Origin of the sequence: Streptomyces sp. NPDC004266 (assembly GCF_042874095.1) — a bacterium.
Classification (GTDB): Bacteria; Actinomycetota; Actinomycetes; order Streptomycetales; family Streptomycetaceae; genus Streptomyces.
The window spans coordinates 36,464-63,116 of the sequence record NZ_JBIAMM010000011.1 but is presented as its reverse complement, the minus strand read 5'-3'; the positions used below and the strand labels follow the sequence as shown (position 1 = coordinate 63,116).

General features: G+C 73.4%; 28 protein-coding genes. 13 read left to right on the top strand and 15 right to left on the bottom strand.

What is annotated here, in order from left to right:
* Positions 1-157: 157 nt before the first annotated feature.
* The 4 genes from ACFYUZ_RS25175 (at position 158) to ACFYUZ_RS25160 (ending at position 4,424) form a co-directional block, all read left to right on the top strand.
* Positions 158-469 (top strand): MarR family transcriptional regulator, encoded by a 312-nt coding sequence (locus tag ACFYUZ_RS25175; RefSeq protein WP_389312771.1) that lies wholly within the window; start codon positions 158-160, stop codon positions 467-469.
* Between the two features lie 144 nt (positions 470-613).
* Entirely contained in the window at positions 614-2,749 is a 2,136-nt protein-coding gene (locus tag ACFYUZ_RS25170; protein ID WP_389312769.1) for a SpoIIE family protein phosphatase, read from the top strand.
* 88 nt (positions 2,750-2,837) lie between these two features.
* Complete coding sequence (locus ACFYUZ_RS25165; protein ID WP_389312767.1) at positions 2,838-3,461, top strand: flavodoxin family protein; 624 nt, start codon at positions 2,838-2,840, stop codon at positions 3,459-3,461.
* A gap of 75 nt (positions 3,462-3,536) precedes the next feature.
* Positions 3,537-4,424 carry an SDR family oxidoreductase gene (locus tag ACFYUZ_RS25160; protein WP_389312766.1) on the top strand — a complete coding sequence of 296 codons (888 nt, stop codon included), beginning with the start codon at positions 3,537-3,539 and terminating at the stop codon, positions 4,422-4,424.
* 4 nt (positions 4,425-4,428) lie between these two features.
* On the opposite strand, the gene ACFYUZ_RS25155 is transcribed toward ACFYUZ_RS25160, so the two are convergent.
* The 4 genes from ACFYUZ_RS25155 to ACFYUZ_RS25140 all read right to left on the bottom strand — a co-directional run bounded on the left by ACFYUZ_RS25155 (position 4,429) and on the right by ACFYUZ_RS25140 (position 8,036).
* The gene (locus ACFYUZ_RS25155; protein ID WP_389312764.1) at positions 4,429-5,685 is read right to left on the bottom strand and encodes an extracellular solute-binding protein; all 1,257 of its coding nucleotides are present in this window, start codon (positions 5,683-5,685) and stop codon (positions 4,429-4,431) included.
* A 303-nt stretch (positions 5,686-5,988) separates the two neighbouring features.
* Positions 5,989-6,591, bottom strand: a complete 603-nt coding sequence (locus ACFYUZ_RS25150) for a TIGR03086 family metal-binding protein (RefSeq protein WP_389312762.1) — start codon at positions 6,589-6,591, stop codon at positions 5,989-5,991.
* A 220-nt stretch (positions 6,592-6,811) separates the two neighbouring features.
* Entirely contained in the window at positions 6,812-7,225 is a 414-nt protein-coding gene (locus tag ACFYUZ_RS25145) for an SsgA family sporulation/cell division regulator (protein WP_389312760.1), read from the bottom strand.
* A 181-nt stretch (positions 7,226-7,406) separates the two neighbouring features.
* Positions 7,407-8,036, bottom strand: coding sequence for a type III effector protein (locus tag ACFYUZ_RS25140; RefSeq protein ID WP_389312758.1), 630 nt, complete (start codon positions 8,034-8,036; stop codon positions 7,407-7,409).
* 126 nt (positions 8,037-8,162) lie between these two features.
* Between ACFYUZ_RS25140 and ACFYUZ_RS25135 the strand changes: the two genes are divergently transcribed.
* From ACFYUZ_RS25135 to ACFYUZ_RS25125, 3 genes are all read left to right on the top strand, one after another.
* Positions 8,163-8,594, top strand: coding sequence for an Hsp20/alpha crystallin family protein (locus tag ACFYUZ_RS25135; RefSeq protein ID WP_389312756.1), 432 nt, complete (start codon positions 8,163-8,165; stop codon positions 8,592-8,594).
* A gap of 99 nt (positions 8,595-8,693) precedes the next feature.
* Positions 8,694-9,089: a DUF2267 domain-containing protein gene (locus tag ACFYUZ_RS25130; protein ID WP_389312754.1), complete on the top strand. Its 396-nt coding sequence runs from the start codon at positions 8,694-8,696 to the stop codon at positions 9,087-9,089.
* A 68-nt stretch (positions 9,090-9,157) separates the two neighbouring features.
* A complete protein-coding gene (locus ACFYUZ_RS25125) occupies positions 9,158-9,592 on the top strand; it encodes a DUF2267 domain-containing protein (RefSeq protein ID WP_389312752.1) in 435 nt (144 codons plus the stop codon).
* A 226-nt stretch (positions 9,593-9,818) separates the two neighbouring features.
* Here the strand turns inward: ACFYUZ_RS25125 and ACFYUZ_RS25120 are convergent, their stop codons facing one another.
* On the bottom strand, positions 9,819-10,274 hold the full coding sequence (locus tag ACFYUZ_RS25120; protein WP_389312750.1) for a MarR family winged helix-turn-helix transcriptional regulator: 456 nt from the start codon (positions 10,272-10,274) through the stop codon (positions 9,819-9,821).
* Positions 10,275-10,341: 67 nt separating this feature from the next.
* Here ACFYUZ_RS25120 and ACFYUZ_RS25115 point away from each other — a divergent pair, with 67 nt between their 5' ends.
* On the top strand, positions 10,342-11,223 hold the full coding sequence (locus tag ACFYUZ_RS25115; RefSeq protein WP_389312748.1) for an alpha/beta fold hydrolase: 882 nt from the start codon (positions 10,342-10,344) through the stop codon (positions 11,221-11,223).
* Here ACFYUZ_RS25115 and ACFYUZ_RS25110 read toward each other — a convergent pair.
* Both ACFYUZ_RS25110 and ACFYUZ_RS25105 read right to left on the bottom strand, forming a co-directional pair.
* A complete protein-coding gene (locus ACFYUZ_RS25110) occupies positions 11,199-12,074 on the bottom strand; it encodes a crotonase/enoyl-CoA hydratase family protein (RefSeq protein WP_389312746.1) in 876 nt (291 codons plus the stop codon). The two genes, ACFYUZ_RS25115 and ACFYUZ_RS25110, sit on opposite strands and share 25 nt — an antisense overlap.
* Positions 12,075-12,115: 41 nt before the next feature.
* The gene (locus ACFYUZ_RS25105) at positions 12,116-13,090 is read right to left on the bottom strand and encodes an NAD(P)H-dependent flavin oxidoreductase (RefSeq protein WP_389312744.1); all 975 of its coding nucleotides are present in this window, start codon (positions 13,088-13,090) and stop codon (positions 12,116-12,118) included.
* Positions 13,091-13,398: 308 nt separating this feature from the next.
* On the opposite strand from ACFYUZ_RS25105, the gene ACFYUZ_RS25100 reads away from it, so the two are divergent.
* Positions 13,399-13,977 carry a TetR/AcrR family transcriptional regulator gene (locus ACFYUZ_RS25100; RefSeq protein ID WP_389312742.1) on the top strand — a complete coding sequence of 193 codons (579 nt, stop codon included), beginning with the start codon at positions 13,399-13,401 and terminating at the stop codon, positions 13,975-13,977.
* Here ACFYUZ_RS25100 and ACFYUZ_RS25095 read toward each other — a convergent pair.
* From ACFYUZ_RS25095 to ACFYUZ_RS25085, 3 genes are all read right to left on the bottom strand, one after another.
* Positions 13,928-14,332, bottom strand: a complete 405-nt coding sequence (locus tag ACFYUZ_RS25095) for a hypothetical protein (protein WP_389312740.1) — start codon at positions 14,330-14,332, stop codon at positions 13,928-13,930. The genes ACFYUZ_RS25100 and ACFYUZ_RS25095 overlap by 50 nt on opposite strands.
* A 235-nt stretch (positions 14,333-14,567) precedes the next feature.
* Positions 14,568-16,085, bottom strand: coding sequence for a flavin monoamine oxidase family protein (locus tag ACFYUZ_RS25090; RefSeq protein WP_389312738.1), 1,518 nt, complete (start codon positions 16,083-16,085; stop codon positions 14,568-14,570).
* Positions 16,082-16,345 carry a hypothetical protein gene (locus ACFYUZ_RS25085; RefSeq protein ID WP_389312736.1) on the bottom strand — a complete coding sequence of 88 codons (264 nt, stop codon included), beginning with the start codon at positions 16,343-16,345 and terminating at the stop codon, positions 16,082-16,084. The genes ACFYUZ_RS25090 and ACFYUZ_RS25085 overlap by 4 nt, the downstream gene beginning before the upstream one ends.
* Before the next feature lie 479 nt (positions 16,346-16,824).
* Here ACFYUZ_RS25085 and ACFYUZ_RS25080 point away from each other — a divergent pair, with 479 nt between their 5' ends.
* Positions 16,825-17,124 (top strand): hypothetical protein, encoded by a 300-nt coding sequence (locus ACFYUZ_RS25080; protein WP_389312734.1) that lies wholly within the window; start codon positions 16,825-16,827, stop codon positions 17,122-17,124.
* 4 nt (positions 17,125-17,128) lie between these two features.
* Positions 17,129-18,709, top strand: coding sequence for a transporter (locus tag ACFYUZ_RS25075; protein ID WP_389312732.1), 1,581 nt, complete (start codon positions 17,129-17,131; stop codon positions 18,707-18,709).
* Between the two features lie 171 nt (positions 18,710-18,880).
* Here the strand turns inward: ACFYUZ_RS25075 and ACFYUZ_RS25070 are convergent, their stop codons facing one another.
* The gene (locus ACFYUZ_RS25070; RefSeq protein WP_389312730.1) at positions 18,881-19,654 is read right to left on the bottom strand and encodes a glycosyltransferase family 2 protein; all 774 of its coding nucleotides are present in this window, start codon (positions 19,652-19,654) and stop codon (positions 18,881-18,883) included.
* A 229-nt stretch (positions 19,655-19,883) separates the two neighbouring features.
* Complete coding sequence (locus ACFYUZ_RS25065; RefSeq protein ID WP_389312728.1) at positions 19,884-20,702, bottom strand: SDR family NAD(P)-dependent oxidoreductase; 819 nt, start codon at positions 20,700-20,702, stop codon at positions 19,884-19,886.
* Between the two features lie 207 nt (positions 20,703-20,909).
* On the opposite strand from ACFYUZ_RS25065, the gene ACFYUZ_RS25060 reads away from it, so the two are divergent.
* Both ACFYUZ_RS25060 and ACFYUZ_RS25055 read left to right on the top strand, forming a co-directional pair.
* Entirely contained in the window at positions 20,910-21,407 is a 498-nt protein-coding gene (locus ACFYUZ_RS25060) for a GNAT family N-acetyltransferase (protein WP_389312726.1), read from the top strand.
* Between the two features lie 125 nt (positions 21,408-21,532).
* Positions 21,533-22,591, top strand: coding sequence for a LacI family DNA-binding transcriptional regulator (locus tag ACFYUZ_RS25055; protein WP_389312724.1), 1,059 nt, complete (start codon positions 21,533-21,535; stop codon positions 22,589-22,591).
* Positions 22,592-22,806: 215 nt separating this feature from the next.
* Here ACFYUZ_RS25055 and ACFYUZ_RS25050 read toward each other — a convergent pair whose 3' ends face one another.
* From ACFYUZ_RS25050 to ACFYUZ_RS25040, 3 genes are read right to left on the bottom strand one after another with little or no spacing between them, the layout of a single operon-like run.
* Positions 22,807-23,517, bottom strand: a complete 711-nt coding sequence (locus ACFYUZ_RS25050; RefSeq protein WP_389312722.1) for a sulfite exporter TauE/SafE family protein — start codon at positions 23,515-23,517, stop codon at positions 22,807-22,809.
* The gene (locus ACFYUZ_RS25045) at positions 23,514-24,935 is read right to left on the bottom strand and encodes an amidohydrolase family protein (protein ID WP_389312720.1); all 1,422 of its coding nucleotides are present in this window, start codon (positions 24,933-24,935) and stop codon (positions 23,514-23,516) included. The genes ACFYUZ_RS25050 and ACFYUZ_RS25045 overlap by 4 nt, the downstream gene beginning before the upstream one ends.
* On the bottom strand, positions 24,932-26,260 hold the full coding sequence (locus ACFYUZ_RS25040) for a uracil-xanthine permease family protein (RefSeq protein WP_389313174.1): 1,329 nt from the start codon (positions 26,258-26,260) through the stop codon (positions 24,932-24,934). Before ACFYUZ_RS25040 ends, ACFYUZ_RS25045 begins: the two co-directional genes overlap by 4 nt.
* Positions 26,261-26,653 lie beyond the last annotated feature (393 nt).

Below are 26,653 nucleotides of genomic sequence, written 5' to 3'. Positions count from 1 at the left end.
CGCTCCCGAGTCCTGGGCGACCCCCGGCGTCCCGGTGACGGAAGGCGGAAACAGGCATCGCAAAACGGGAATCGCGGTTCGTGATGGGTACCTGTCGGAGCGGCGTGCGCCGCGGACGAGCCGGACGTTCCTGGCCCACCACGCCCGGGTGCTGGTCATGATCCCGCGCGACCCCGAGGCGCGCCTGCGGGATCTCGCCGCGGGGTGCGGCGTGACCGAACGGGCCGTGCGGGCCGTCGTGAGCGATCTGGAGGGTGCCGGTTGCCTGACCCGCTCCCGGCACGGGCGGCGCAACCACCACCAGGTCGCCCGCCACGCGTTCTTCCGTCACCCCGCGGAGGCCCGGTACGAGATCGACTGCCTCCCGACGCTTCCGCGGCCGACCCCGCCCGACGCGGGGAAGCGCCGGGCCGCCGGTGCCGGGCGCCGGCCCGCGGGCCTGGTGCCGGGCGATGACCGGGAGGCGTGACCTGGTGAGGGGACGCATCCGGCGTATGGTCGGTATACGGGCGTGTCGGGACGTCCCCGTCCGCCCGACGGTCGTGACGGTCGGCACCCGCGCAACCGCTCGGAGACGTCGCGGGGTACGGGCGGAGGAGGCGAGGTGCGGCGGATGGACGGGCCCGAGGATCCGGACGGGACCAGACTGCTCGACGAGACGCTGGCCGACACGGTCCGGCGCACCGGGGCCTCCGCCGGGGCCGTCTACCTGCTCGACGAGGCCGCCCGGATCCTGGCCATGACGACGCTCTGCGGCGTGCCCCTGGAAGTCGCGTGGCCGTGGCGGAGAGTGTCGCTGAACGCGCCCGTCCCGGTGAGCGACGCGGTCCGCGAGAACCGCCTGGTGTGGGTGGGCTCGCAGAACGACATGGCCCGCACCTACCCCCGAGCGGCCGCCAGCCTGCCGTACCGCTTCGCCCTCGCCGCGGCCCCGCTGGCCGGGCGCGACCGCTGCCGGGGAGCGCTCCTCCTCCTCTGGCCCGCCAGCCACCCCGCCGAGGCCTCCCGCCGCGAGCGCGGCCACATCGCCTCCGCCGCCCGGCGCACGGCCCGCGTCCTGGACGAGGTCACCGTGCCGCTCTCCCTTCCCGAGCAGCCCCGCCTCGTTCCGCTCGCCCCGCCCGCCCGCCCGTACGGAGACCGGCCGTCCCGGGCCGCCGCGGACTACGCCGAGCGCCTGCCCGAGGGAGCCCTCGGCTTGGACCTGGAGGGCAGGATCACCTTCCTCACCGCCGAGGCGGCGTCGCTGCTCGGCCTCGAAGCCGGGCGACTGCTCGGCACCCGCCCCTGGCAGTCCCTGCCCTGGCTGGACGACACGGTGGCCGAGGACTGCTACCGCACCGCCGTCATCAGCCGTGATCCCGTCGCCTTCGCGTCCCTGCGCCCCCCGTCGACCTGGCTGCGCTTCCAGCTCTACCCGGACGCCAGCGGCATCAGCGTCCGCATCACCCGCGCCGACGCGACCGCGCCCGGCAGGCCCCAGGCCGCCGCCGCGCCCCGGCCCGCCCCCTCCGCCTCCACCTCCTCCGGTACGGCGCAGGTCGGACGCCTCTACCAGCTGGTTCACCTGGCGGCGGCCCTGACCGAGACGGTCGCCGTCCGCGACGTCGTCGAGCTCGTCTCCGACCAGGTGCTGCCCGCCTTCGGCGCCGACGGTCTGGTGCTGTCCGCGGCCGACGCCGGACGACTCAAGATCACCGGACACCACGGATACGACCAGGAGACGATCGACCGGCTGGACGGCCTCCCCCTCGACACGGATCTCACCCCCGCCGGACAGGCCCTGGCCGACGGGGCCCCGTCGTTCTTCGCCGACCAGGAGGAGATGGCGCGACGCCACCCCCGGGCGCCACGGATCAGTGGCAAGCAGGCATGGGCGTTCCTGCCGCTGATCGTCTCGGGCCGGCCCGTCGGCTGCTGCATCCTCTCCTACGACCGGCCCCACGAGTTCAGCGCCGACGAGCGGGCCGTGCTGACCTCCCTCGCCGGCCTGATCGCCCAGGCCCTGGACCGCGCCCGTCTCTACGACGCCGCCCGGGACCTCGCCCACGGCCTGCAGCAGGCCCTCCTGCCGCACCGGCTGCCCTCCCTGCCCGGCCTGGCCACGGCGGCCCGCTACCTCCCCGCCAGCCACGGGATGGACATCGGAGGCGACTTCTACGACGTCATCCGCCTCGACGGCACCACCGCCGCGGCGGTGATCGGCGACGTCCAGGGCCACAGCGCGGCGGCCGCCGCCCTCATGGGGCAGGTCCGCACCGCCATCCACGCCACCGCCGGAGGGCCGCCCGGGCAGGTCCTCGCCCGGACCAACCACGTCCTGGCCGACCTCGAGACCGATCTCCTCGTCTCCTGCACGTACGCGCACATCGACCTCGCCCGTCAGGAGGCCGTCCTGGCCAGCGCGGGCCACCCGCCCCCGCTGCTGCACATCCCCGGCCGACAGGCCCGCGCGGTGGAACTCGACCCCGGTCCGCTGCTGGGCATCGACCCCGGCCTCTCCTACCCCGTCACCACGCTGCCCCTCGGCCCCGGAGCGACGCTCGCCTTCTACACCGACGGCCTCGTCGAAGCGCCCGGTGTGGATCCGGAGCGGATGGCCGGAGACCTGGCCGTCCACCTCGCCGAGCACGGCGGACAGGACCTCGACCGGCTGATCGACACGCTCCTGCACCGGGCCCGGCCCACCGCCCACTACACCGACGACATCGCCGTGCTCCTGCTGCGCACCACCCCGCGGCCCGGGTGACGGCCTTCGCGAGGGCCGCGTGCAGCCGTACGGGGCATTGGCGGGGGATACGGAGGATTCGTCCGCGTCCTGCGGGTAGCCGGGGGATATGACTGCCAACGACAAGGCCCCGCTCCGTGCCGTCGCGCTCGTGTGCACGCTGTCCCCTTCGCCCGCTCCCTCCAGCTCCCAGCTGCTGGCGGAGCAGGTGCTGGACGAGCTCTCCGGCCACGGAGTCACGGGGAGGGCCATCAGGATCGCCGACCACGACGTGAAGCCCGGCGTGAAGACCGACATGGGCGAGGGCGACGAGTGGCCGGCCATCCGCTCCGCCGTCCTGGACGCCGACATCCTGATCCTGTCCACCCCGATCTGGCTCGGGCATCCCTCCAGCGTGGCCCAGCGGGTCCTCGAACGCCTGGACGCCGAGCTCTCGGAGTCCGACGACGAGGGCCGCATGCTCACCTACGGGAAGGTCGCCGCCGTCTGCGTCGTCGGCAACGAGGACGGCGCCCACAAGGTCAGCGCGGACCTCTTCCAGGGCCTCGACGACGTGGGCTTCTCCCTCGCCCCCAACGCCGTCACCTACTGGGTCGGCGAAGCCATGCAGGGCACGGACTACCAGGACCTGGAGAAGACCCCCGAGAAGACCGAGGCCACGACGGCGACCCTCGCCGCCAACACCGCCCACCTCGCCCGGCTCCTCCGGAGCGCTCCGTACCCCTCCTCCTGACCTGGAGCCCGAGACCACGACCGCGCACGGTGCCGCTCGCGGCCCCGTGCGCACGACCGCACGAAGGGACCTGCGATGTCCGACCGGCGAGCCCCCGCCGACCCCACCACCCGCCACCCCGCTCCGCCCCAGCCCGACCAGCACCAGCGGCACCCCGGCTCGACCGAGGACATGGAGCCGCGGCCCGACCACGGCGAGGACTCCTACGAGGGCCACGGCCTGCTGACCGACAGGGCGGCGATCGTCACCGGGGGCGACTCCGGGATCGGCAGGGCCGTGTGCCTGGCGTTCGCACGGGAAGGCGCGGACGTCGTGTTCACGCATCTGCCCGAGGAGGAGGCCGACGCCGAGGAGACCGCCCGCCTGGTCCGCGCAGCGGGCCGCACCGCGGTCGCCGTGCCGTGCGACGTCCGGGACGAGCGGCAGTGCGCCGACCTGATCGACCGCGCCGTCGGCGAACTCGGCCGCGTCGACCTCCTCGTCAACAACGCCGCGTACCAGATGTCACAGCCCGACGGCATCGAGGCGATCACCACGGAGCAGTTCGACCGGGTGATGAAGACCAACCTGTACGGCATGTTCTGGCTCACCCGACGGGCGCTGGCCCACATGCCGCGCGGCGGATGCGTCATCAACACCACGTCCGTCCAGGGTTACCAGCCCAGCCCCCATCTCCTCGACTACGCGATGACGAAGTCGGCCATCATCTCCTTCACCCACGGCCTCGCCCAGATGGTCGCGGAACGCGGCATCCGGGTCAACGCGGTCGCCCCCGGGCCGGTGTGGACCCCGCTGATCCCCGCGACGATGCCGGAGACGAAGCACTTCGGCGAACAGTCGCCGCTGGGACGTCCGGCCCAGCCGGCGGAGATGGCTCCCGCGTACGTCTTCCTGGCCTCGCCCCGGGCGAGCTACATCACCGGGGAGATCGTGAACGCCACGGGCGGGACGCCGCTTCCCTGAGCCGCTACTCCTGCCGCGTGGCCTCCCGGGCCTGCTGGGCGATGTCCTCCAGCACGGTCTTCGGGTCGGCGGACGGCGCGACGGCCTTGCCGATGTTCCGCTTGATGGTGTTGCTGATCTGCAGCCAGGACGGTTCATCGACCGGGTAGAGCTGCGCGCTGTTCAGCGCGTCCAGGAACTGCTCGGTGGCGGGATCGGCCTGCGCGCCCTGGGACGCCTCGGCGGCGGACACCGTCGACGGCAACAGGTGGTAGCGCCCCGCGAACTCGCTGAGGTTCTTGTCCTCGTAGACGAAGTCCAGGAACGAGCCCACGAGTTCGCGGTTGCCGTCCCGCTTGAAGGCCATCATCCAGTCGGCGACGCCCGCCGCCGGCGGGGTCCTCCCGTCCTCCAGCGTGTCCGACACCGGCATGCTCAGGGTGCCGACCCTCATCCCCTTGGCCCTCGCCTCGTGGAGGAGCGACGGGTAGCCGTTGACCATGCCGACGTCGCCGCGGAGGAAGGCGTCGAAGGCGTCCTGCCGGTCGAGCTTGGCCGGCGGGACCGGGCCCGTCAGGCCGGGCACGACCAGGTTGTCCTTGATCCAGCGGAACGTCGCCGTGTTCTGCTCGGAGGCGATGGCGTACTGGCCGCTGATGTCGGTGTACCCGCCGCCGTTGCTCAGCTCCCAGATCAGGGCTTCGGCGTGCGCCTCCTCGGGGCCGAGCGGCAGGGCGTACGGATAGAGCACGCCCTGCTTCTTCAGGGCCTCGGCCGCCTCTTTCAGGTCCGACCAGGTCTTGGGCGGCTTGGCCCCGGCCTTGTCGAACAGCTCCTTGTTGTAGAAGAGCAGCCGGCTGCTGGCCACGAAGGGCAGCCCGTACAGGGTGTTGTCGACCGAGCCCGCCGCCGCGAGCGGCCGCAGGAAGTTCGCCTCCGCCCTGATCGACAGCAGTTCGTCGGCGGGGTAGAGGCGGCCCTCCGCGGCGAAGTCGGAGTACGCGCCCATCAGAGCGACGTCCGGTGCGTTGTCCTCCTTGACCATGCGGGTGACCTCACGGTCGACGTCGGCCCACGGGTAGAGCGTCACCTCGACCTTCTTGCCGGGGTGGGCGGCGGTGAAGGCGGCGGTCAGCTTGTCCCAGTACGCCTTGGAGCTGGTCGCCGGGCTGTCCCCGTACTCGGGGGCCACCAGGCGCAGCGTCGTCCCGGCGCTCTCGGACGAGCCGCAGGCGGTGGCGAGTGAGCTCAGCAGTCCGAATGCGGCCACTGAAGCGGTCATGCCGGAGATTCTCGGTCGCACGGATCTTCCCTCTTGATCTTTTTGGACAGTGCGTCCGGAATTCTCTCCTGGCCAGAGGCATATTTCGCCCCCTACTCGACGGTTGTGCCATAGCTCCAACCAGGCGGATCCCCCCTGGTGTCTTCCCCCATGAGGGCGCCGATTCCGACGCGCGTAGAACCTTCCACCAAGTCCACCGTGACTCCGGTGAGGAGCATTGACGCCAGGGCGAACGGCCGCGCGCCACGGCCTTCGACGCGCGGCCCGCCGGAGGGGCGCCCGGCCCGGGACCCGTCTTCCGGGTCAGGACGGGGCCGGACGCCAGTCGGGCCGACGGCCGCTGAGGCCGATCACGCGGTCCAACAGGGGCGCGGTGTCCGGCACCGCGACGACGGGGCCGAAGAAGCCCTCGTCGGAGGAGTCGTCGGCCGGGGTCAGCAGGGCTTCGGAGACCCTGAGTTCCTCCTCGCTCACCTCGTACGCCTGACCGCTCGCCCGTGCCAGGTCCCAGCCGTGGACCAGCAGTTCGTCGAGCGCGACCCGGCCCATGACGGCGGCCGGGAGGCGGACCCCGCCCGCCTGGGTGTCCCCTTCCCAGGCGCCCGGCTCCCGCCAGGCGGCGGCCAGTTCGCCCAGCGCCCGCGGCAGGGCCGTCCGCCAGTCCTCCGTCAGCACCGGACGGAACGAGCCGGGCGGCGTGGCGGTGGTGGGCCCGACGTGCTTGCGGGCCGCGTCGCGGAAGGCGACGCTGAGCCCGGCGACATGGGCGAGCACCTCCCGTACCGCGTACTCGGGGCAGGGCGTCGGATCGTCGAGCCGCTCGTCGTCGATGCCCTCCGCGAGCCGGGCGACGCGCTCGGCGGCCGCCCCCAGGTCGATGGGCTCCGTGCGTGTGGTGTTCTCCATGCGGGGTGGACCGCCGAGGCGCCTGAAACTCATCGCTCCACGCCCCGGCGCGCTTCGGGCCCCGCCGTACCGCGGACCTGCCCGGGGCCGCGACCACGGGATCCCGGACGACGTCCTGCCCGACTCCGACCTCGTGGGACAAGCGGATGACGGCCGTCTTCTTCCGGACGGCCCAGGGGTCGTACCGTCGGCCGGATCGGGGACCGGCACCGGTCGGCGGTCAGCGCCCGAGCGAGGCGAGCAGGGGGCGCCAGTCGATGTGGTGCTCCTCCGTGCCCTGGGGGACCAGGGCGAACGTCTCCCGCACCACGGCGGTCAGCCGGTTCGCGTCCACCAGGACGTCGGCGCGGTGCCCGGCGGGACCGAGCCGGAGCAGCAGCATGCCGTCGGCGGCGGGCCGCAGATGGACCTCCCCGTCACCGGTCGGCGCGAGCGAGCCGATGACGATCATCTCCCGGTCCAGGTGCCAGACGACGGGATCGGGATCCAGGAGATGGAAGGTGATGCTCAGCGCATGGGGATTGCGGGAGGTGTAGCCGAGAGTGGTGTTGATCCGGACCGTGGTGTCCGGGGTGAGCAGGTCCATGGACATGCTCCGCGTGAAGGTCTTCACCGCGGGGGGCGACTGAAACATGAGGTTCTCCGGCTTCGTGCGTCGGAAGCGGGTGTGGTGTGCTCCTCACCCCTCGATCCCTCCTTACTCCTCGCCTTCGTGAGGCGGATGCGATGACCCTGTCGCGATCCTGTGGAGAAGATCCGCACCCGAGCCCTCCCGGACCCCGTCGGGGCCCCGCGCGAGGTGGGCCCCGGCGGGTTCAAGGGGGCGTCAGACCGTCGAGCCGCGCCGCCAGTTCGGGATGGGCGGTCAGATGGGGGCGGGTGGCGGCGAGGGGGTCGACGAGCTCCGCTGGGTCGTTGTGGGCGAGGGCCGTGTGGAGTCGGCTCAGCGGCACTTCGGCCGCTGTCGGCAGGTCGGTGAGGGCGGTGATCCGGCCGGCGATGCTGCGCAGGTCCGCCGCGTTGCGCCGGGCCCAGGTGGCGGTGGTGCGCTCGGCCGCGCGGCGCTCGCGGGTGGCCTGGACGCGTTGCTCGCCGGTCGTTCCCACCGGTCCGGGCCGGTTGCGCAGGTAGCGGCGCTCGGCGGCCTGGCGGCTGGCGACGCCGAGGGGGTGGGCGAGGTCGGCCCAGCTGGCGCCCGCGTGGCGGGCGGTCTCGATCAAGCCGGTCTCCCATCCGGCGAGCTCCTCGCGCACCTGCCGCAGCAGCAGCAGCGAGGCCAGGGCCTGGTCCGTGCCGACGGCAGGGGTCTCGCCGCCGCGGGGGGCCGTGTGCCGAGCGGCCTGCAGGGCCTCGTCTATGGCCCGGAGAGCCGCCGCGGCGGCGAGGAACGACGCCGGGCTCTGCGCGTCGTCGCCGGACTGTTCCGGTCGGTCGGCCGTGGTCATGGGCATCTCCCTCGGTGGTCATCCTCTGGATGACTTCCTCACTTGTCATCCATTGGATGACATGTTACAACGGTTTCAGTGAGGCGCATTGGCAGCAACTGCCCGAACCTCTGGAGGTGTTCTTCGATGTTGATGCGCACTGACCCCTTCCGCGAGCTCGACCGGCTGGCACAGCAGGTGATGGGTCCGGGAACCTGGACGCGACCGTCCCCGATGCCCATGGACGCCTACCGCGAGGGTGACGAGTACGTGGTGGCCTTCGACGTTCCCGGCGTCGCTCCCGACGCGATCGACATCGACGTCGAACGGAACATGCTCACCGTCAAGGCCGAGCGCCGGCCCGTGGCGAAGGCCGACGACGTGCAGATGGAACTGTCGGAGCGTCCGCTGGGAGTCTTCTCGCGCCAGATCGTGCTGGCCGACACGCTGGACACCGAGCGCATCCAGGCCGACTACGAGGCAGGCGTGCTCACCCTGCGCATCCCGATCGCCGAGCGCGCCAAGCCCCGCAAGATCGCCATCGGCGTCGGCGCGGGCCGCAAGGAGATCTCCGGCTGAGCCGGACGCACAAGGGCTGAACGACGGCGGAGGACGGGCACCTGATCTCCCCCTCACCCGTCCTCCGCACCCCTGGACCGAGGAAGGACGGCGGTCGACGTGACCGTACGACGCGAAGTGTTTCTCGATCAGGTGAGGGAACGCGGCACGTACGACACCGTGCAGGAGGCCGAACGCGCGGCCCGCGTGGTGCTCGCCCTGCTGGGCGCACACCTGGTGGGCGAGGTGCGCGCCCGGTTGGCCGCGCGCCTGCCGGAAGGCTTCGCCCTGATCCTGCTCAACCCGCTGCAGAGCGCCGAGCCGCTCTCGCCCGAGCGGTTCGTACGGGCGACGGCGGCCTGGATCGAGGGCGCGACGGAACGGACCGCGGCCTGGGACGTCGGCGCCGTCCTCTCCACGGTCGCCGACGCCGCCGGCGACGACCTCCTCCAGGAGGTCCTGCTCCAGCTGCCCGCGGGCTACGACCTCCTCTTCGGCCGCCCACGGCCCACCTGACCACTCCACCTCCGGTGGCCGCGCGCCGGCCACCACGACCCGGTGACAGAAAGGCAACCACCGCAGTGATGTCCGACCAGAGCGCACCGTTCCGGCAGCCCTACGGAAGGGCGTACGAGCAGATGCTGGAGAAGGTCCGCCACGACGGCGCCTACCCCGACCGCGAGAGGGCCGAGGAAGCCGTCCGCCTCGTCCTCGGGGGACTGGGGCGCCAGCTGACCGGTGACGAACGCGTCGAACTGGCCGCCCGCCTGCCGTTCGAGGCCGCGTGCATCCTCACCGCCCAGATCCCCGACCCCCGGCCGCTGGGGGGCTGGGCGTTCGTCAAGGAACTCGCCGCCCGCGCCGGCGCCTCCCTGGCCACCACCCGCTGGGACACCGGATCGGTCTTCTCCGCCGTCGCGGCCCACGCCGGCCCCGAACTCATGACCCGCATCCTCCACCAGCTCCCCGCGGGCTACGCGCTGCTGTTCGGCCGCGCCGAACTCGCCCCCGCCGCATAGCGCACGACACGTGTGCCCGGGGCGGACACGACCGACGCGCGACTGTCCGCCCCACCCCGCTCCATGCCATGCACGGGGGCGAGGCGGCGGCCACCGGACCGGACGGGGCGGCGGCCACCGGGGCCGGGCGAGGTGACGGGCACCGGGACCGGGCGAGGTGACGGGCACCGGGACCGGGCATCATCGGCGGCCACGAGGCCGGGCGCCCTCGCCGGCCGAAGCCCCGTCAGACCGGACGCACCCGCCCGACGGACTCCCGTACGGCGGTGAGGAAACGGCGTACCGTCTCCAGCTCGTCCGCCCCGAAATCCTCCGCCACCGCCACCACTTCGCCGATCACCGGCCCGAAGAAGGCCCACCCGAGCTCCGTGGCCTTCTCCTCCACCTTCAGCAGCACGCGCCGCCGGTCGGCCGTATCCCTGCCGCGCGAGACCAGACCGAGCCGCTCCAGCCGGTCCACCAGGGAGGTGGTCCCGGCGGAGTTCAGCCGCAGCTGCCCGCCGAGCCATCCGGGCGTGGCCCGGATGCCGGCGCGCTCCGCGTCCAGCAGGTGGATCAGCGCGCGCACATCGGTGGGATGCAGCCCGTGGCGCGCCGCGAACTCGGCGCCGAGCACGTCGAACTCCACGGTGACCGCGCGCAGCAGGTGCACCAGTCCCATCGCCGGACTCCGATCGTCCATGCACACTCCTCGGTCCCACGACTAATATCTCGCTGAGCGAGATTATCGCCCAGCGAGAGGAATCGTCGTGTCCCCGTCCGAGGTCGTGTCCCCGTCCGAGTTCGACCGCGCGTACGACGAACTGCGGGCCCGCTGGCCCGAGTCCACCGAGGAGCGTGACGTCGCCACCCCGTACGGACCCACCCGGGTCCATGTGTACGGCGCACCGGGCGGCAGCCCGCTGCTCCTGCTGCCCGGCGGCTCCGCGACCGGCCTCGTCTGGTTCGCCAACGCACCAGCACTGGGGGAGCGGTACCGGGTCCACGCGGTGGACCTGATGGGCGACGCCGGCCGCACCGAACGCCGGGGCGCACCGCTGAGGAACGCCGACGACCTCACGGCCTGGCTGGACGCACTCCTGGACGGCCTCGGGCTCGCCCGCACGCACCTGTGCGGCCACTCGTACGGCGCCTGGCTGGCCGCCAGGTACGCGACGCACGCACCGTCACGGGTGGACCGTCTCGCCCTCGTGGACCCCACCCAGGTCTTCGCCGGCTTCCGCCCCGGCTACCTGCTGCGCGCGCTGCCCACCCTGGTCCGCCCGAGCGAGGCCCGGGCCCGCGCCTTCCTGGCCTGGGAGACGGCGGGAACCCGCCCGGACGAGACCTGGCAGCGTCTCTACGCGCTCGCCACCACCGTCCCCGGCCGCAAGCTGGTCACCGGCTCCCGCCCTCGCGCCGCCGGTCTCGGCATGCCGGTCCTGGTCCTGCTCGCGGAAGACAGCCGCACCCACCGCGCCGCCGCGGTCGCCGACCGGGCCCGTCGGCTGCTCCCGCACGCCGAGGTGGCCCTGCTTCCCGGAGCCACCCACCACTCCCTGCCGGTCGCCGCGCCGAAGGAGTTCGACGACCGGCTGCTGGCCTTCCTGGACGGAGGCCCGTGCGCTCAGCGCGCGAGCCACTCGTCGTAGAACGGCGGCATCGCGGAGGCCCGTCGGGTGAAGACCGGGGTGCGCTTCTCGCGGAAGGCCGCCACGCCCTCCGCGCCGTCGCCGGTGCTGGAGTAGAACATGGCCAGGGACTCCACCCGGTGTGCCTCCTGCGGGTCGTCCAGGAAGGCGTTGCGGTAGGTCATCTGGCGGATCAGCGCGGTGGAGACCCGGGAGCGGCCGCGCGTCCAGCGGTCCGCCAGTTCGACGGCGCGCTTGAGGAGCTGGTCGGGGTGGTGGACCTCGGTGGCGAGGCCGGCGTCCGCGGTGGCCCGGGCGCCGAGGATGTCGGCGCAGTAGAGCAGGTCCAGGGCCCTGGGCAGGCCGACCAGGCGCGGGAGGAACCAGGTGGAGACGGCCTCGGGGGTGATGCCCAGGCGGCCGAAGACCAGGCCGAAGCGTGCGTCGGTGGACATCAGCCGGGCGTCCATGGCCAGGGTCATGGTGGCGCCGATGCCGACGGCGGCGCCGTTGATCGCGGCGATCACGGGCTTGCGGCAGGCGTGGATGGCGAGGGTGACCCGGCCGCCGGTGTCCCGGACCCGGCTGACGGCGGGGTCGTTCAGGTCGCGCAGGTCGGCCAGGGTGGGGGTGCGCGACTCGTCGAGTCCGAAGGCGTTGCCCTCGGTGCCGAGGTCCATGCCGGCGCAGAAGGCCTGGCCCGCGCCGGTGACGATGACGGCGCGCACGTCGTCGTTGTCGTTGACCTCGGTGAAGGTGCGTGCGAGTTCTGCGGCCATGGTGGGGGTGAAGGCGTTGAGGCGGCCGGGGCGGTCGAGGGTGACGGTGAGGATGCCGTCGTCGACGTGGTGGTGGAGGGTGGTCCAGGTCATGGGAGCGGGTTCCTGTCTCTGTGGTGCGGTCGGCGCCGGGGTCATCCGCGCAGGTCGGCGAGCCGGCCGATGATCTTCTCGGCGTCGGTCACGATGCCGCTGACGATCTCCTCGCAGGTGGCGACGGACTCGATCAGGCCCTGGGCCTGCCCGGCCCACCACAGGCCGTCGTCCATCCGCCCCTCTTGGAGCACGCGGGTGCGGCCGCGGACGCCGGAGGCCAGGTCGGCGACGTCGGCGAAGACCGCTCCGGGGCGCTTCGAGCGGGTGACGATCTCCTCGGAGATCGCGTTGCGCGCCACCCGGCCGGTGTTGCCGAACTCGCGGAAGACCAGCTGGGTGGCCCGTTCGTCGTTGGCGACGATCTGGTCCTTGACGTTCCGGTGCACCGGGGCCTCGGCGCTGGCGACGAAGCGGGTGCCCATGTTGATGGCGCAGGCCCCCAGCGCGAGGGCGGCCGCCAGTCCGCTGCCGGTGGCGAAACCGCCGCTGGCGATGATGGGGATGTCCAGCTGCCGGGCGGCGGCCGGGATGAGGACGAGGCCGGGGATGTCCTCCTCGCCGGGGTGGCCGGCGCACTCGAAGCCGTCGATGCTGACCGCGTCGACGCCGAGCTTCTGGGCCTTGACGGCGTGCCGCACGGCCACCGCCTTGTGGATCACCTTGACGCCGTGGGCCTTGAAGTCCGCCACGTGCTCGGCCGGGTTGCTGCCCGCGGTCTCCACCACCGTGACGCCGCTTTCGATGATGGCCGCGCGGTACTCCGCGTAGGGCACCGGCTGGATGGTGGGCAGGATGGTGAGGTTGACGCCGAAGGGCCGGTCGGTCATCTCGCGGCAGCGGGCGATCTCCGCCGCCAGCGCCTCGGGGGTGGGCTGGGTCAGCGCCGTCAGGAAGCCGAGCGCCCCGGCGTCGGCCACCGCGGAGATGAGCTCCGCCGTGCCGACGCCGGTCATCCCGCCGCAGGCGACCGGGTGGTCCACGCCGAACAGTTCGGTGAAGGAAGTGGAAATCATGGGTGTGCGGCCCGGTCGGGGCCTCTCCGTTCTTCTGTCGAAAACGTTCTGTCGAAAGCGTTCTGGTGGGGGCTGGTGTGGTGTGGCTGGTGGGACCGCCGGTCCCACCGGGAGCGGGGTCAGCCGCGTCAGGCGGAGGCGAAGATCCCCGGCAGGGCGGGCCAGGGGGGGGCGCCGCGACGAAGCCGGCGAGGAGGCGGCGGGAAGCGACAAAGGGGGGTGCGGCGTGGCAACTGCTACGATCTGTCATCGTGTTCGAGCGAAATCCGACAACTCAGGCGTCGAGCCGTCCGGCGCAGCGCCGTGGGATGGAGCGCCGGCGGGCGATCCTCGACGCGGCCGAGACGCTGCTCGTCGAGCAGGGCTACGAGGGGGCGACCCTCAAGGCGGTCAGCGAGCGGGTCGGCATCCCGATCACCTCCGTGTACCACTACTTCTCCGATCGCCATCAGGTCGACGCCGCCCTCCTGCAGCGGCACATCGGCGAGCTCGACGCGCTCATCGCGGCGATGCTCGACGAGCCCGGACCGCCTACGCTGCGCGCGGCCGTCGACGCCGTCGTCGACGTGTTCCTGGAGTACTTCCGCGCCCACCGCGACTGCGCCGAGGTGTGGTTCTCCGGACGCAGCGAGCGGATCGACGAACTGGTGCAGGCCTTCGACCGGGCGCAGGGGGAGCGGATGCGCACCTTCCTCGTGGAGCATCGGTTCCTCGTCGCGGACACCCCGCCGCTCGTGCTGCAGCTCGCCTTCGAGGCCGGCAACCGGCTCTTCGACGTCGCGTTCCGCACCGTTCCGACCGGTGACGACGTGACCATCGACGAGGCGCGGCGCTTCATCACCGCCTACCTCGAGACGTACGCCGTGCGGCAGGGTGCCCACGACTGACGCTCCGCCGCTCGTCAGACCGACGCGACGATCTCCTCGCGGGGGTGCCGACGCGTTCGAGGACGGCGCGGCCGACGTCGGGGCGCTCGTCGCCGAACAGCCGGCCGAGTTCGATGTCCTCGACGGTGTCGAGCTCACTCGCGGCGTCGAAGCCGAGGTGGGGCACGCGGGCCTCGAGACACGCCTCGATCACCGGCTCCGAGGTGCGGACGGAGGGGCCCGCGTCCAGGACGACCGGGGCGGCTCCGCTGATCACCTCGGGCAGGTTCTCGCGGCCGTACAGGTCGAGGCGGCGGACGGTGGCCGGTCGGCGCATCTCATCCGCGGCTCCGATGAAGACGACTCGCTGCGTCATGGCCTCTCCGTTCTCATGGCTGCCGCTGGATCGTGCGGCTCCACAGGTGTGTCTGATGGCTGCCGCTGTGCTGCGGCGGATGCGTGGGGTGGGGGCTGCCGCAGGACCGTGCGGCGAGGTGCGGGGTGCGGGGGCCGACGTCCGGGGTGGAGGGCGCGAGACTAAACTCGAATTGATTCGAGTTTAGTCGTCGGCGAAGCGCCGTCAAGGTTTCGTCGGGGGCGAGGCCCACTCCTCACGGGAGTCTCAGCACGGCGCCGACCTCCTTCGCGGCGCGCTCGCCGGCCTGGACCGCTCCCTCGATGTAGCCCTGGTACGCGGTCGCCGTCTCGGTGCCCGCCCAGTGGACGCGGCCCACCGGCGCGCGTACGGCGTCCGTGTACTGGGTGAGCAGACCCGGCGGCGTCGTGCTCACGCAGCCGTCGATCCAGGGCTCGTGGGCCCAGTCCTGCTCCAGGAAGCGGATCGGACGGGCCGCCTCGGGACCGAACAGCGTCACCAGGTCGGCGAGGAACGCGGCCCGGCGCTCGGCGGGGTCGTCGAGGACCTCGTCGCTCCAGGTGTGACCGGGCCCGGAGCCCGCGGTGCCCATGAACGTCAGGAGGATGCCCACGCTGCCGTCGGGCGGCGAGTTGTCGACGACGAAGCGCGCGAACGGCAGATCGGTCATCGCCGACCCGTTGAGTCCCTCGGCCCGCCAGAACGGCTTCTCATAGACCGCGAACAGCTTGCTCTCCGTGCCGTTGTGCCACTTGCGCTGGAGCGAGGTGCGACGGGTGGGGAGGCGGGGGGTGAAGCGGATGCGCTCGGCGTCCGCCGGCGACATGGCGACGATCACCCGCTTGCAGCGCACGTCGGCCTTCGCCGACCGGACGAGGACGTCCCCGCCCCGTCGGCGGATCTCGCCGACCGGCGAGCCGAGCACCACGCGCTTGCCCAACTGCTCGGCCATCTCCAGGCAGATCCGCTGGGTGCCGCCGACCACGCGCGACTCCTGGGCGCCCCCGGTCGTGGAGATCATGTGCTCGATCCCGGCGGCGCCCGCGATGTGGAAGAGGAGCATGAGGAGCGAGGTGTTGTGCGGGTCCTCGCCCTGGATGACGGTGAACGCCAGCGTGAACAGCCACTTGGACTCTTCCGTGCCGGCGTTGGCGTCCAGCCAGTGCCCGAAGGTCGTGCTGTCCAACGCGACGGCGTTCTTCGCGTTCCACGGGGCGTCCACGGGAACGGTCGCGGCCATCTTCTCCAGCGTCGCCGCCAGTCGGCCGAAGTCCTCCAGGGCCTTCCCCGGCAGCGGGGGGATCGACCCGGTGAACTCCCGCCGTACGCCCTTGTGGTGAAGGAGCGACGTGCCGTCGACATGGGTCTTGAAGGTCTTCAGACCGAGCTCGTCGAGGAGCGCGAAGAGGCGGTCCTGACCGGGACCGGCCCACTGCCCGCCACCCTCGGTGATGACGCCCTTGCCGACGCTGAGGTTGAGGGTCCGGCCGCCCACGCGGTCGTCGGCCTCCAGGACGAGCACCGATCGGCCGGCCTGCACCAGGCGGCGGGCCGCGGTGAGGCCGGAGACACCGGCCCCGACGACCACGACGTCCACGTCGGCCTCCTGGACCGGCCCCGGCCCCGGGACCGTCGCGGAGGCGGGCGAGACGCGTCCGAGGGCGAAGCCGCTGCCCGCGGCCACGGCCCCGCCGCCCGCCAGGACCACGCGACGTGAGATGCCGCCCCTGTCATGCTGTCGTGTCTCTGTCACGGCTGCTCTTCTCCTTGCTGGGATGTGTGTGGGGGAGGGAGGAGGGGTTCCACGCGGCCGCAGGGCACGTCTCGGCGCGGCGGGGCGCCCCGACGGGCCTGCTCGCGCGGGCGGTTCTTCAGGAGCGTGCCGCTCGGGTTGCGGGGCAGCGTCTTGGTGGCGACGGTCGTGTGCAGCGGTACCTCGAAGTCGGAGAGGTGCTCCCGGCGGTGGGCGATCACGGCGTCGACGTCGACCCGGTCCCGGTCGGTGAAGAGCACGGCGCCGACCGGATGTTCACCGCGACCGCGACCGTGATGCCGCCGGCCAGGACCGTGCTCCAGAAGGCGAGCGCCGTGCGCCGAGGGGGCCGGAGCGTCGCCCCGATCACGGGTGGCGGTCTCCGTGCCCACGCCGCGGAATGCGCCTCGTGGGCGTCGTCGCCAAGAGGCGGGGGCGCGGGCCGGCGTGTGGGCCGAGGGCCGGGGTGGGGGCCGAGGGCGTGGGCCGAGAGCGTGGAACTAGAACTCGAATTGATTCGAGTTTATCTGTCGGCAACGTGCCGTCAAGGTCCCGCGAGCATGGAAGGGGGGGTGGGGCCACCCTCGGCGGGGGTCGGATGTCCCTGTCGGTGCCGTTCCGTCCCGGATGGGGGCGGCGGCGGGGCCTTGACGGCGCCGCGCAAGGAGCCCTAAAACTCGAATGCATTCGAGTTTGTGTGAGTGCGCGCACCGCGCCCCTTCAGCGACCCGAGGATCCCGTGCCTTCTTCGTTCACCCCGCCCCCGCCCGGACACACACCGGAGCCGCACCCGTCGCCCACCGTCCTCGTACGGGAACGCGAGGCCCAGCGGGCCTTCCTCGTCGCCAACGCCGTCCCCCTGGCGATCGGCATCCTGCTGTCCTGGAGCTCTTCGCTGTCCGGCGCCCGCCTGTACGGACACCTCACCCTCGGCATCGCGTGGGGCCTTCTCCAGCTCGGGGTCTTCGTGGCCACCGCCTGGCGGTACGACGGCCACGCCGCGGGCACGTCCCGCACCCCTGACGAGACCGGGCGGTGAAGCGGTGATCCGAGAGCTCTTCGGGACGGGCCTGGTCGACCCCGTCGGCGCGGAAGCCAGGGGACCGGTCATCGTCGCGTTCCTGGTCTTCATCGGCGTGGCGCTCCTGTGGGTCTTCACCCTCGCCACCCAGGAGGACCACCCCGAACGGCTCTACACCGCCGGCCGCTCCCTGTCGCCCGTCCTCAACGGATTCGCCACGGCGGGAGAACAGATCTCGGTGGTCACGCTGTTCGCGACGACCGGCGCCGTCGCCCTCTTCGGGTACGACGGCCTCGCCTCCGCCGTCGACAGCGTCATCGCCCTCGGCGTCCTGCTGCTCCTCGCCCGGCGGATACGCGACACCGGCCGCTTCACGCTCGGCGACCTCTTCGCCCTGCGCGCGGAGGGGCCCGGGCCGCGCACGGCCGCGGCCGTGGTCACCCTGGTCATCACGGTTCCGCTGCTCATCGTCCAGTTGAGGGCCGGCGGCATCACCGCCGCGCTGCTCATCGGGCTGTCGAGCGACGGCGCGCAGATCGGCTGCACCGTCCTGATGGGCTGCCTCGTCGCCTGCTTCGCCGCCGTGGCGGATCTGCGCGGCACGAGTTTCGTCCAGGTCGTCAAGGTCGTCGTCACCCTGGCGGTGCTCGCCCTGGTCGGTGTGCTCGCCCTGAGGAGGTTCTCCTGGGACCCGGGAGACCTGCTCTCCGCGGCGGCCGCCCGGAGCATGTCGCCCCAGGGCTACCTGAAGCACGGGCTGTGGGCGCACACGGCGGACCTCGGACCGCTCAACACGCTCAGCGACCACATGGTCGTCATCCTCGGGACGGCCATGATGCCCCACCTGATCCTGCGCGTCGGCGCCTCCCGTTCCGGCACCTCGGCGCGGCGTTCCACGAGCATCGCCGTGGCGTTGGCGGGCGTCTTCTTCCTCCTGCTGATCGCCACGGGCTTCTCGGCGGCGGCCGTGGTGGGCAGCCGGGACATCGGCGGGGTCGACCCCAACGGGCAGGCGGCCCCGATCCTGCTCGCCTCCGAGGTGCTCGGAGGCGGATCGGACCTGCGCGTCACGCTCATCACCGCCATGGCGTGCGTCGCCTTCCTGGCCGTCCTCACGACCGTCACCAGCGTGACCTTCGCGGCCGCCGTCTCCTTCGCCCGCGATGTGTTCGCCCGGCTCCCGCGCGGCGCGCGGCACGACGAGGGAAGAGAGCTGAGGGTGCTGCGGACGGCTGTGATCGTCCTGTGCGTCGTGTCGATGACGCTGTCCGCGGCCGTCCACGGCTACCCGGTCGAGTTCCTGGTCACCTTCTCGATGAGCGTCGCGGCGACGTGCGTCTTCCCGGTGCTGATCTACTCCTTCCACTGGCCCGGGTTCAATCGGCGAGGGCTGCTGTGGGCCGTCTACGGAGGGCTGGCGCTCTGCGTCCTGCTCACCTTGTTCTCGCCCATCGTCTCCGGCACGGAGTACGCCCTCAGGCCGGGGGCGAGCTTCGACTGGTACCCGCTGCACACCCCGGGCCTGATCTCCGTACCGGCGGCCTTCCTGCTCGGAGGACTCGCCAGCCGGTACCGGCCCACGGACGCCCGAACCAGGGGGTGACCCCCGTCGTGGTGAGCCGGCGGGTCCCCGCCGGCTCACGGCGTGACGAAGCGATCCGACGGCGTCGGCCACCGGGCGGACATGCCGCGGGGAGCCGGAGCCGTCCGCCCGGGTGGCCGCAGGCGCACCCCTTCGCCGTACGGGCGGACGCCCGGCCCCGCCGAGGGGTTTCTAGATCCGCGAGTTGCGCAGCGACTGCCACACGGCGCCGGCCAGCGCCCGCGTCGACCGGGGGACCGAGAGCCCCTCGTGCTCGCGGTACAGCTCCCAGTTGTACGGGACCAGAGACAGCTTGTTGGAGGACAGCGATCCCGCCTGGTGGGACCTGTACACCGCGAGCGGTTCGGTCAGGCCCCGGGCGTCGGCGCCGTCCCGCATGATCGACAGCCACAGGGCGTAGTCCTGCCGCTTGCGCATCTCCGGCATCAGCCGCGTGCCGAGGACCTTGCGGTCGTACATGGCGGTCAGGGCGCCGATGTGGTCCCGCACCAGCATCGCCCGGTAGTCCACGTGCTCCCGCGCGCGGACCACCCGCCCGTTGGGGACGAAGTCGGTGCTCTCGCCGTCGTAGTCGGCGTCCATCTTGTAGTAGGAGGTGAACGTCAGGGGCGCATCGCCCGCAGCGGCGAACTCGACCTGACGCTCGGTCTTCTCCGGAAGCCACATGTCGTCGCTGTCGAGGAAGGCGACGTAATCCCCCCGGGCCCGCTCGATCGCGAGGTTGCGGGCACGGCCGGCACCGCCCTGCTCCGGCGCCGACTCCGGCTTGACGCGCTCGTCCTGCCGGGCGAACTCCCTCAGCAGGTCCATGGAGTCATCGGACGACTTGTCGTCGGTCACCAGCAGCTCCAGGTCCACGTGCGTCTGGGAGAGCACCGACCGGACCGCCGCACCGAGCGTCGCTGCCGAGTTGTACACGGGCATCACGACGGACACGAGGGGCACAGGGTTTCTCCTTGCTGGGCGAAAGACGACGTTCCATTCAAGCACTGGCATCGTAGTGGGAGCTGCCACGCATGTCGTCGCCGCTGGTCAGGACCCCGCGGGACCGCCCCCCGGCGTGCGCGCCGCAGAGGGGGGCGCCGTGGCGCCGGCTGTGACGTGGACCACCGCCGTGCGCAGCGCATCACGACCGGTCGGCCGCACGCGACCGGCCCCCGGCCGTGACCGCCGGTCAGGCACGCGGGGCGCGCGGCTCCAGCCGGAACTCGAAGCCGAGGGTGCCCGGGTCGAGCGCGGTCGCGCCGCCGTCGACGGTGAGCACCGCACCGTTCACGAACGAGGCCGCGGGCGACAGCAGCCAGGCGACGGCCTCCGCGACCTCCTGCGGCTCGCCGGGCCGCCCGGCGGGCAGGACCCGGGTCACCTCTTCGTACGCCGCCTCCACCCCGTCCCCGCCCAGGCCCGCCTCGTCGGCGAACCGGTTCATCCGGCGGTCCGCCATGTCGGTGCGCACCCAGCTCGGGCACACGGTGTTGGCGCGCAGCCCCGCGCCCCCGTAGTCGACCGCGAGCGAGCGGCACAGCTGGAGCAGCGCCGCCTTGGAAGTGGCGTAGGCGGCGTTCCCGACGCCGTTGCGCAGGGCGGACACCGAGGCCACCGCGACCACCGCGCCGCGGGCGTCGAGCAGGTGCGGGAGCGCGGCGCGCAGCAGCAGGAACGGACCGGTGAGGTTGGTCCGCATGACCTCGTCCCAGTCCTCCGGGGTCACCTCGCCCACCCCGCCGCCCCGCCCGATGCCGGCGTTGAGCACCAGACCGTCGAGCCTCCCGTACGCGCCGACCACCGTCTCGACGAGCGAGGCCACCGCGGCGGGGTCCCCGATGTCCGACGGCACGGGCAGGGCGCCGGTCTCCTCGGCGACCAGCCGCAGCGGCTCGGGGCGGCGCCCGGACACCGCCACCCTGTGCCCCGCCTGCGCCAGCGACCGCGCGGTCGCGGCCCCGATTCCCGTCCCGCCCCCGGTCACCAGGTACACGCGCTCGTCCGCCATGTCCGCCGCCTCTCCCGTGTCTCGTCCGCCGCCCCCGTCCCGTTGATCTTAGGCACGCGCCGCCCGGCGCCGGGGTCTCCGGGGCCGGGCGGCCGGCGGACCACACGGCGGGCGCACCGGCCGGGGGAGCGGGCCGAGAGCGGTCTGGCGCCGGGCGGGCCGCACGACGGATCATGGAGGTGATCACGGACGGTGGGGGAGAGCGAAATGGGTGACCGCACGGGCGGCAGGCCACGGGTACGGGACGCGACGGCGGACGGCTGGCCGGCCGGCCTGCCCTTCTGGCACGAGACCGTCGCCGCGGGCGAGACGTACGCCCGGGACCGGGACACCGACGAGCAGGCCGCCCGGGCCCTGTGGACAGCCCCCGACCCCCGCGTCTTCGCCGTCGAGGCGGACCCGGCGCCGGAGGCCGGCCCGACGGCCGGGGACAGGGCGGGCGCGGCCGGAGCGATCGTCGCCCCCGCCTCCGCGCGCCCCCACCACGGCGGCCCGGCCAGGGGCGTGGCCCACGCCGGCTTCATGGCCGGCCCCGCCCACGCCGGCCGCGGCATCGGGCGCCTCCTGGCCGGACACGTCCTGGACGAGGCCCGTCGCGACGGCCACACGGCGACGGTGTTCCCCGCCGTCGTGGAGACCGACCCCGCCCCGCGCCTGCGGGGGTCCCTCGGCTTCACGATCCCGGGCACCGTGCCGGAGGCGTAGGAGCACCCCCGACGCGGCCCGGTCGGCCTGCACATCCTGCACCGCCGGCTCTGAGCGTCGGCGAAGATAGGACGACCCACCACCCCACCCCGTGCCGTGCGGCACGACCAGAGGAGCGACGGCAGATGCCCCCTTCCGGGTCCGGAGCGAGCCCGCGACCGCCGACGATCGCCGACGTCGCCCGTACGGCGGGGGTGTCGCGGACCACCGTCTCGCACGCCCTAAACGGCCTCGGCAAGGTCGACCCCCGGACCCGTGAACGCATCAAGCAGGTGGCGGCCGAGCTGGGTTACCGCCCCAACCTGCGGGCCCAGCGGCTGCGGCGCGGCGAGGCCCGGGCGATCGCGCTCGCCTCGTCGATGCCCTTCGCGGTGGCCGGCGGCCCGTCCCGGCTCGGCTTCTACATGGAGGTCGCCGCCGCGGCCGCCGAGAGCGCGCTCCTGCACGACTACGCGCTCGTGCTCGTACCGCCCGTGCAGTCGGGCGCCGCCCTGGACTCGGTCGACATCGACGGCGCCATCGTCGTGGAGCCCGACGTGGACGACGCCGCCGCGGCCCGGCTGCGGCAGCGAGGCCTGCCGTACGTGGCGCTCGGCCGGCCCGTCTCGCCGGACGAGGCCGTCCCGTACGTCGACCTGCACGGCGCCGCCGTCGCCGAGGCGCTCCTGACCCATCTGCGGGAGCAGGGCGCGAGGCGGCCCGCCCTGCTCGTCGGCTCCGGCGACCGGCACTCGTCGGTGGACGCGCGCGCCGCCTACGAACGGCTCGCCGCCGAGCACGGCTGGCAGCCGATCGTGGCGAGCGCCCCGGAGGCCGGCGGCGAGCAGGCCGGCTACGAGCGGTGCGCCGCCCTGCTCGCCGAGCACCCCGACCTCGACGCGGTGTGCGCCCTGGTCGACGCCTTCGCCGTGGGCGCGCTGCGGGCCGTCCGGGACAGCGGGCGCGCCGTCCCCGACGACGTCATGGTCGTCACCCGTTACGACGGGCTGCGCGCCCGCACCGCGCAGCCGCCGCTGACCGCCGTCGACCTGCACCTGGACCGGGCGGCGGCCGCCGCCGTGGACCTGTTGCTCGGACGGCTGCGGGGGGACATCCCGGCCGAGGCCGTGGTGACGGTGCCGCCTCCGACGGTGATCCCGCGCGGGTCGTCGCTGCGGACGCCCCCGCCGGCGACGGCCCGCTGAGCCGCCGCCGTACCGCCCGGCCGTCTGCCGACGAGGCGGGGACGGGGCGGGAACGGGGCGAGGCGGGGACGGCGGGACGCGGACGGGGCGGCGGGACGGGGACGGGACGGCGGGAACGGGACGGCGGGAACGGCGGGGCCGGGGCGAGCCGCCGGGGCCGGACGGCAGGGCCGGACCCGGCCGCCGGGCCCGGGCAGCCGCGAGGGCGGCCCGGATCAGACGCCCACCATGAGCACCGCCCCCGACACCAACGCGAAGACCAGCACGAACAGGCGCATCCTGCGGGCGTCGATCCGGTGGTGCACCAGCCGGCTCAGCCACGCGCCCACCCCGATCGCCGGCGCCAGCGCCAGGGCGAGCCCGAGGTCCGCCGTGTCGCCCCGGCCCGTCGCGAACAGCAGGGCGAGCGAGGCGACTTCGCCGACGAGGAAACAGGCCGCCACGGTCGAGCGCAGCTCGGCCGGAGGCCGGTGCTGGTAGACCAGCGCCAGCGGCGGACCGCCGACGCCCGTCGCCGTCTCCGTCAGGCCGGTCACCGCGCCCGCGCCGACATAGGCGGCCCTGCCCGGCGTGAAGGCCGGTGCAGCCAGGCTCACCACGGCCGCCAGGACGGTCGCGATGCCCACGTACAGCCCGAGCCGGCGGTCCGGGATCACCCACAGCAGCGCCAGGCCGGCGGGCGTGGCCGCGAGCCGCGCGGCGGTGATCCAGCCCGCGCCGCGCAGATCGAGCGAGGCGCGCTCGCGCCAGGCGACGTACAGGTTGAGCGGCACCATCGACGCCAGGACGAACACCGGCAGCAGCCCGGGGTCCAGGATCCCGGCCACCGGGGCGACGATCAGCGCGAAGCCCAGGCCGCTGCTGCCCTGGACGAAGGAGGCGGCGGTCACGGTCAGCGCGAGCACCGTCAGGGTCTCGCCGGTCATCGCGCCGTGCTCCGTCCCCGGCCGGCCACGGCCGCGCGGGCCCGGGTGGACGTCGGGTGCGCGCGGGTGATCGCCGCCCGGGACACGGTCGCCTCGGCCAGCGCGGCGGCGCGCCGGACCAGTGCCGACCCGTCCCACCCGACCGGCCCGCCGCACCACATTCTGAGGCGTCCCTCGACGAACACGGCGGTGATCTGGTCCCTGTTGCCGCGCCGCACCAGCTCCCAGGGAAGGTCGTGGGAGAGCGCGAGTTCGGGGGTGGTGACGTCGACGAGGAGGAAGTCGGCCGCCAGGCCCGGGGCGATCGTGCCGGTGCGCGCGCCCAGCCCCACGGCGTCGGCGCCGCCACGGGTGGCGTGCTCCAGCCAGGTCCAGCCCGCGCCGCACGAGGAGTCCCCGCCGGCGAGTCCGTAGGCGATCCGCTGGGCGAACTCGGCCGCCTCGGCGAGCCGGAAGCCGTCCCCGCGGGTGCCGTCGGTGCCGAGGCCGAACCGGATGCCGCGTTCGGCCATGGCGGTGGCGGGCGCGACGGCGTTGCCCTTCCACGCGCTGGCCACGGGGTTGTAGCTCACGGCGGCCCCGGTGGTGGCGAGCAGGGTGAGTTCGTGCGGGGTGAGCAGGGTGGCGTGCGCGGCGAGCAGCTGGGGGCCGAGCGCGCCGATCGCGTGCAGGTGCTCCAGCGGCCGCAGGCCGTGGGTCAGGAGGGACCGCTCGACGGCGGCCAGGTGCTCGTTGACGTGGATCTGGACGACGGCCCCGGCCGCCGCGGCGAGCGCGGCGGTCCGGCGCAACGTCTCCTCGGTGGCCGCCTCGGGGATGGAGACGGCGAGGGAGGCGTGGACCAGGGGATCGCCCTCGTACCGTACGAGGTGCTTCTCGGCGCGCTCCAGGACGCCGGGGCCGGCGGGAGCCGTGCCGTCCTGGTCGTTGCAGACGAGGCCCAGGGCGCAGCGGAGGCCGGCTTCACGGGTGGCGGTCGCGATCACGTCCACGTCGACGTCCGCGCGGGTCCCGGCGTCCGTGACGGTGGTGAAGCCGCCGCGCAGCGCTTCGAGCGCGGCCAACTTGGCGGCCACGTAGGCCGATTCCTCGTCCAGTGCGCCCTCCAGCGGTACCCACACCCGGCGGAAGATCTCCGACGGCTCGCCGAAGGCGAGGGCGGCGCCGAAGCTCTGGGTGAGGTGGTGGTGGGCGTCGACGAAGCCGGGCATGAGGAGGTGGCCGGGGAGGCGTACGGGGGCGGTGTCCGGATGGCGGCCGATCAGTTCCCCGGCCGGCCCCACCGCGGTGAAGACGCCGCCGGTGACGACCACGGCGTGGCCGGTGGCGGGGCCTTCGGGGAGGAGGACGGCGTCCGGGACGAGGAGGAGAGGGCCGGGGGATTCGAGCAGGTCTCGCAGGGGGGTGTGCTGGTTCATCGGTCGCTTTCCGCGCGGAGGCCGGTCAGCCGGGCGGCGACGCCGGGCCGGACGTGGTGGAAGAGGACGTTGAGGACGGCGGCGACGAACGCGCCGACGGCGACGCCGCTTTCGAGGAGGATGCGGAGGTTGGGCGGGAAGCCGCCGTACACGCCGGGGACGAGGATCGGCAGCAGGCCGAGGGCGAGGGCGACGGCGCAGACGAAGGTGCTGGTGTGCCGGTCGAGGTCGGAGCGGCCGAGCATCTGGACGCCGAGCACGGTGATCACGGCGAAGACGACCATCGCGGTGCCGCCGACGACGGCGGACGGGATGACGCTGATCGCCCGGGTGACGGGGGCGAGGAAGCCGATGACGATGAGGGCGACGCCGGCGGTCGCGGTGACGAAGCGGCTGCGGACGCCGGTGACCCGGACGATGCCGATGTTCTCGCCGCTGGTCACCATGAGCGGCAGCCCGAAGAACCCGCCGAACAGGGAGGTGAGGGCATCGCCGCGGACGGTCCTGGGCACGTGGACGCGCTGGTCGATCTCCTTGCCGACGGCCTGGGCGTTGATGACGGTCTGGCCGGTGGCCTCGGCCATCGAGGCGAGGCTGTAGAGCATCAGGGGCAGCGCGGCGAGCAGGTCGAAGCGCGGGGTGCCGAAGGGCATCAGGTGCGGCAGGCTGAGCAGCCCGCCGTCGGCGGCGTGGCCGAGGGGGACGCGGCCGAGCGCGGCGGCGAGCGCGGTGCCGGCCAGCAGGCCGAGCATGACGGCGAGCTGGCGCACGACGCCGGAGAACAGCAGGTAGAACGCGACGGTGAAGCCGATCGTCGCGATGCCGAGCAGGAGGTTCTGCGGCTGGGCGAAGCCCGGCTCACCGGGTCGGCCGGTGACCAGGACGGCGCCCACCTTCACCAGGTTCACGCCGACGATGACGATCATCGTGCCGATCACCAGGCTGGGGAAGAACGCGAGCAGCCGCGAGAAGAGGGGCAGCACCACGAAGGAGAACAGCGCGGTGAGGACGACCGCGCCGCACGCCGTCGGCAGGCCGTGCTGCCCGGCGATGGCCAGGAACAGCACGAGCGGGGCGCCGCCCGGCAGCATCACGAAGGGCAGCCGGGGCCCGAACTTCCAGGGTCCGAGCGACTGGATGAGCGAACCGACTCCCGACAGCACGAAGGCCGCGGACAGCAGGTCGACGGTCAGCTGGGCGTCGAGCCGCAGGGTGGCGCTCATCAGGAAGATCGCGGAGATGGGCGTGGCGGCCATCACGAGCACGTGCTGGATCCCGAACAGCAGGATCCGGCCGAGCGGACGGCGCTCGTCGACGGGGTGCACCGCCGCCGCGTGCGGAGGTCCGTCGGTGAGGGGGGTGTCCGGAGCCTCGTCCGGCGACGCGGCCGGGCTCGGGAGCGGAGTGGGGGAGGTGGGCGGGGGCAGGGACGGGCGGGGGCGGGGACTGGTCACGTTCGAGCTCCGTTCGGCGTTCGATACGTCGTGGTTCAGCCGCGATCCGGCCCCGGACGGGGAGCCAAATCGATTTGGCCAAATCGATTTGGCCGCCAGTATGTGAGGGCGCGCCCGGGCCGTCAAGAGATCCGACGGGCAAGCGGACGCGAGGACGGCGGACGGCCTGCCGACACCACGAAGGCCGTGACCCGAGCGTGCGGGGGCGGTCCTCCGACACCCGGCCCGGACCACCGCGTGCTCGGTGTGCTCGGTGTGCTCGGC

Coding starts and splice junctions, on each gene's coding strand:
- ACFYUZ_RS25175 (WP_389312771.1), top strand. CDS start 158: ATGATCCCGCGCGACCCCGAGGCGCGCCTGCGGGATCTCGCCGCGGGG.
- ACFYUZ_RS25170 (WP_389312769.1), top strand. CDS start 614: ATGGACGGGCCCGAGGATCCGGACGGGACCAGACTGCTCGACGAGACG.
- ACFYUZ_RS25165 (WP_389312767.1), top strand. CDS start 2,838: ATGACTGCCAACGACAAGGCCCCGCTCCGTGCCGTCGCGCTCGTGTGC.
- ACFYUZ_RS25160 (WP_389312766.1), top strand. CDS start 3,537: ATGTCCGACCGGCGAGCCCCCGCCGACCCCACCACCCGCCACCCCGCT.
- ACFYUZ_RS25155 (WP_389312764.1), bottom strand. CDS start 5,685: ATGACCGCTTCAGTGGCCGCATTCGGACTGCTGAGCTCACTCGCCACC.
- ACFYUZ_RS25150 (WP_389312762.1), bottom strand. CDS start 6,591: ATGGAGAACACCACACGCACGGAGCCCATCGACCTGGGGGCGGCCGCC.
- ACFYUZ_RS25145 (WP_389312760.1), bottom strand. CDS start 7,225: ATGTTTCAGTCGCCCCCCGCGGTGAAGACCTTCACGCGGAGCATGTCC.
- ACFYUZ_RS25140 (WP_389312758.1), bottom strand. CDS start 8,036: ATGACCACGGCCGACCGACCGGAACAGTCCGGCGACGACGCGCAGAGC.
- ACFYUZ_RS25135 (WP_389312756.1), top strand. CDS start 8,163: ATGTTGATGCGCACTGACCCCTTCCGCGAGCTCGACCGGCTGGCACAG.
- ACFYUZ_RS25125 (WP_389312752.1), top strand. CDS start 9,158: ATGTCCGACCAGAGCGCACCGTTCCGGCAGCCCTACGGAAGGGCGTAC.
- ACFYUZ_RS25120 (WP_389312750.1), bottom strand. CDS start 10,274: ATGGACGATCGGAGTCCGGCGATGGGACTGGTGCACCTGCTGCGCGCG.
- ACFYUZ_RS25110 (WP_389312746.1), bottom strand. CDS start 12,074: ATGACCTGGACCACCCTCCACCACCACGTCGACGACGGCATCCTCACC.
- ACFYUZ_RS25105 (WP_389312744.1), bottom strand. CDS start 13,090: ATGATTTCCACTTCCTTCACCGAACTGTTCGGCGTGGACCACCCGGTC.
- ACFYUZ_RS25100 (WP_389312742.1), top strand. CDS start 13,399: ATGGAGCGCCGGCGGGCGATCCTCGACGCGGCCGAGACGCTGCTCGTC.
- ACFYUZ_RS25095 (WP_389312740.1), bottom strand. CDS start 14,332: ATGACGCAGCGAGTCGTCTTCATCGGAGCCGCGGATGAGATGCGCCGA.
- ACFYUZ_RS25065 (WP_389312728.1), bottom strand. CDS start 20,702: ATGGCGGACGAGCGCGTGTACCTGGTGACCGGGGGCGGGACGGGAATC.
- ACFYUZ_RS25060 (WP_389312726.1), top strand. CDS start 20,910: ATGGGTGACCGCACGGGCGGCAGGCCACGGGTACGGGACGCGACGGCG.
- ACFYUZ_RS25055 (WP_389312724.1), top strand. CDS start 21,533: ATGCCCCCTTCCGGGTCCGGAGCGAGCCCGCGACCGCCGACGATCGCC.
- ACFYUZ_RS25050 (WP_389312722.1), bottom strand. CDS start 23,517: ATGACCGGCGAGACCCTGACGGTGCTCGCGCTGACCGTGACCGCCGCC.
- ACFYUZ_RS25045 (WP_389312720.1), bottom strand. CDS start 24,935: ATGAACCAGCACACCCCCCTGCGAGACCTGCTCGAATCCCCCGGCCCT.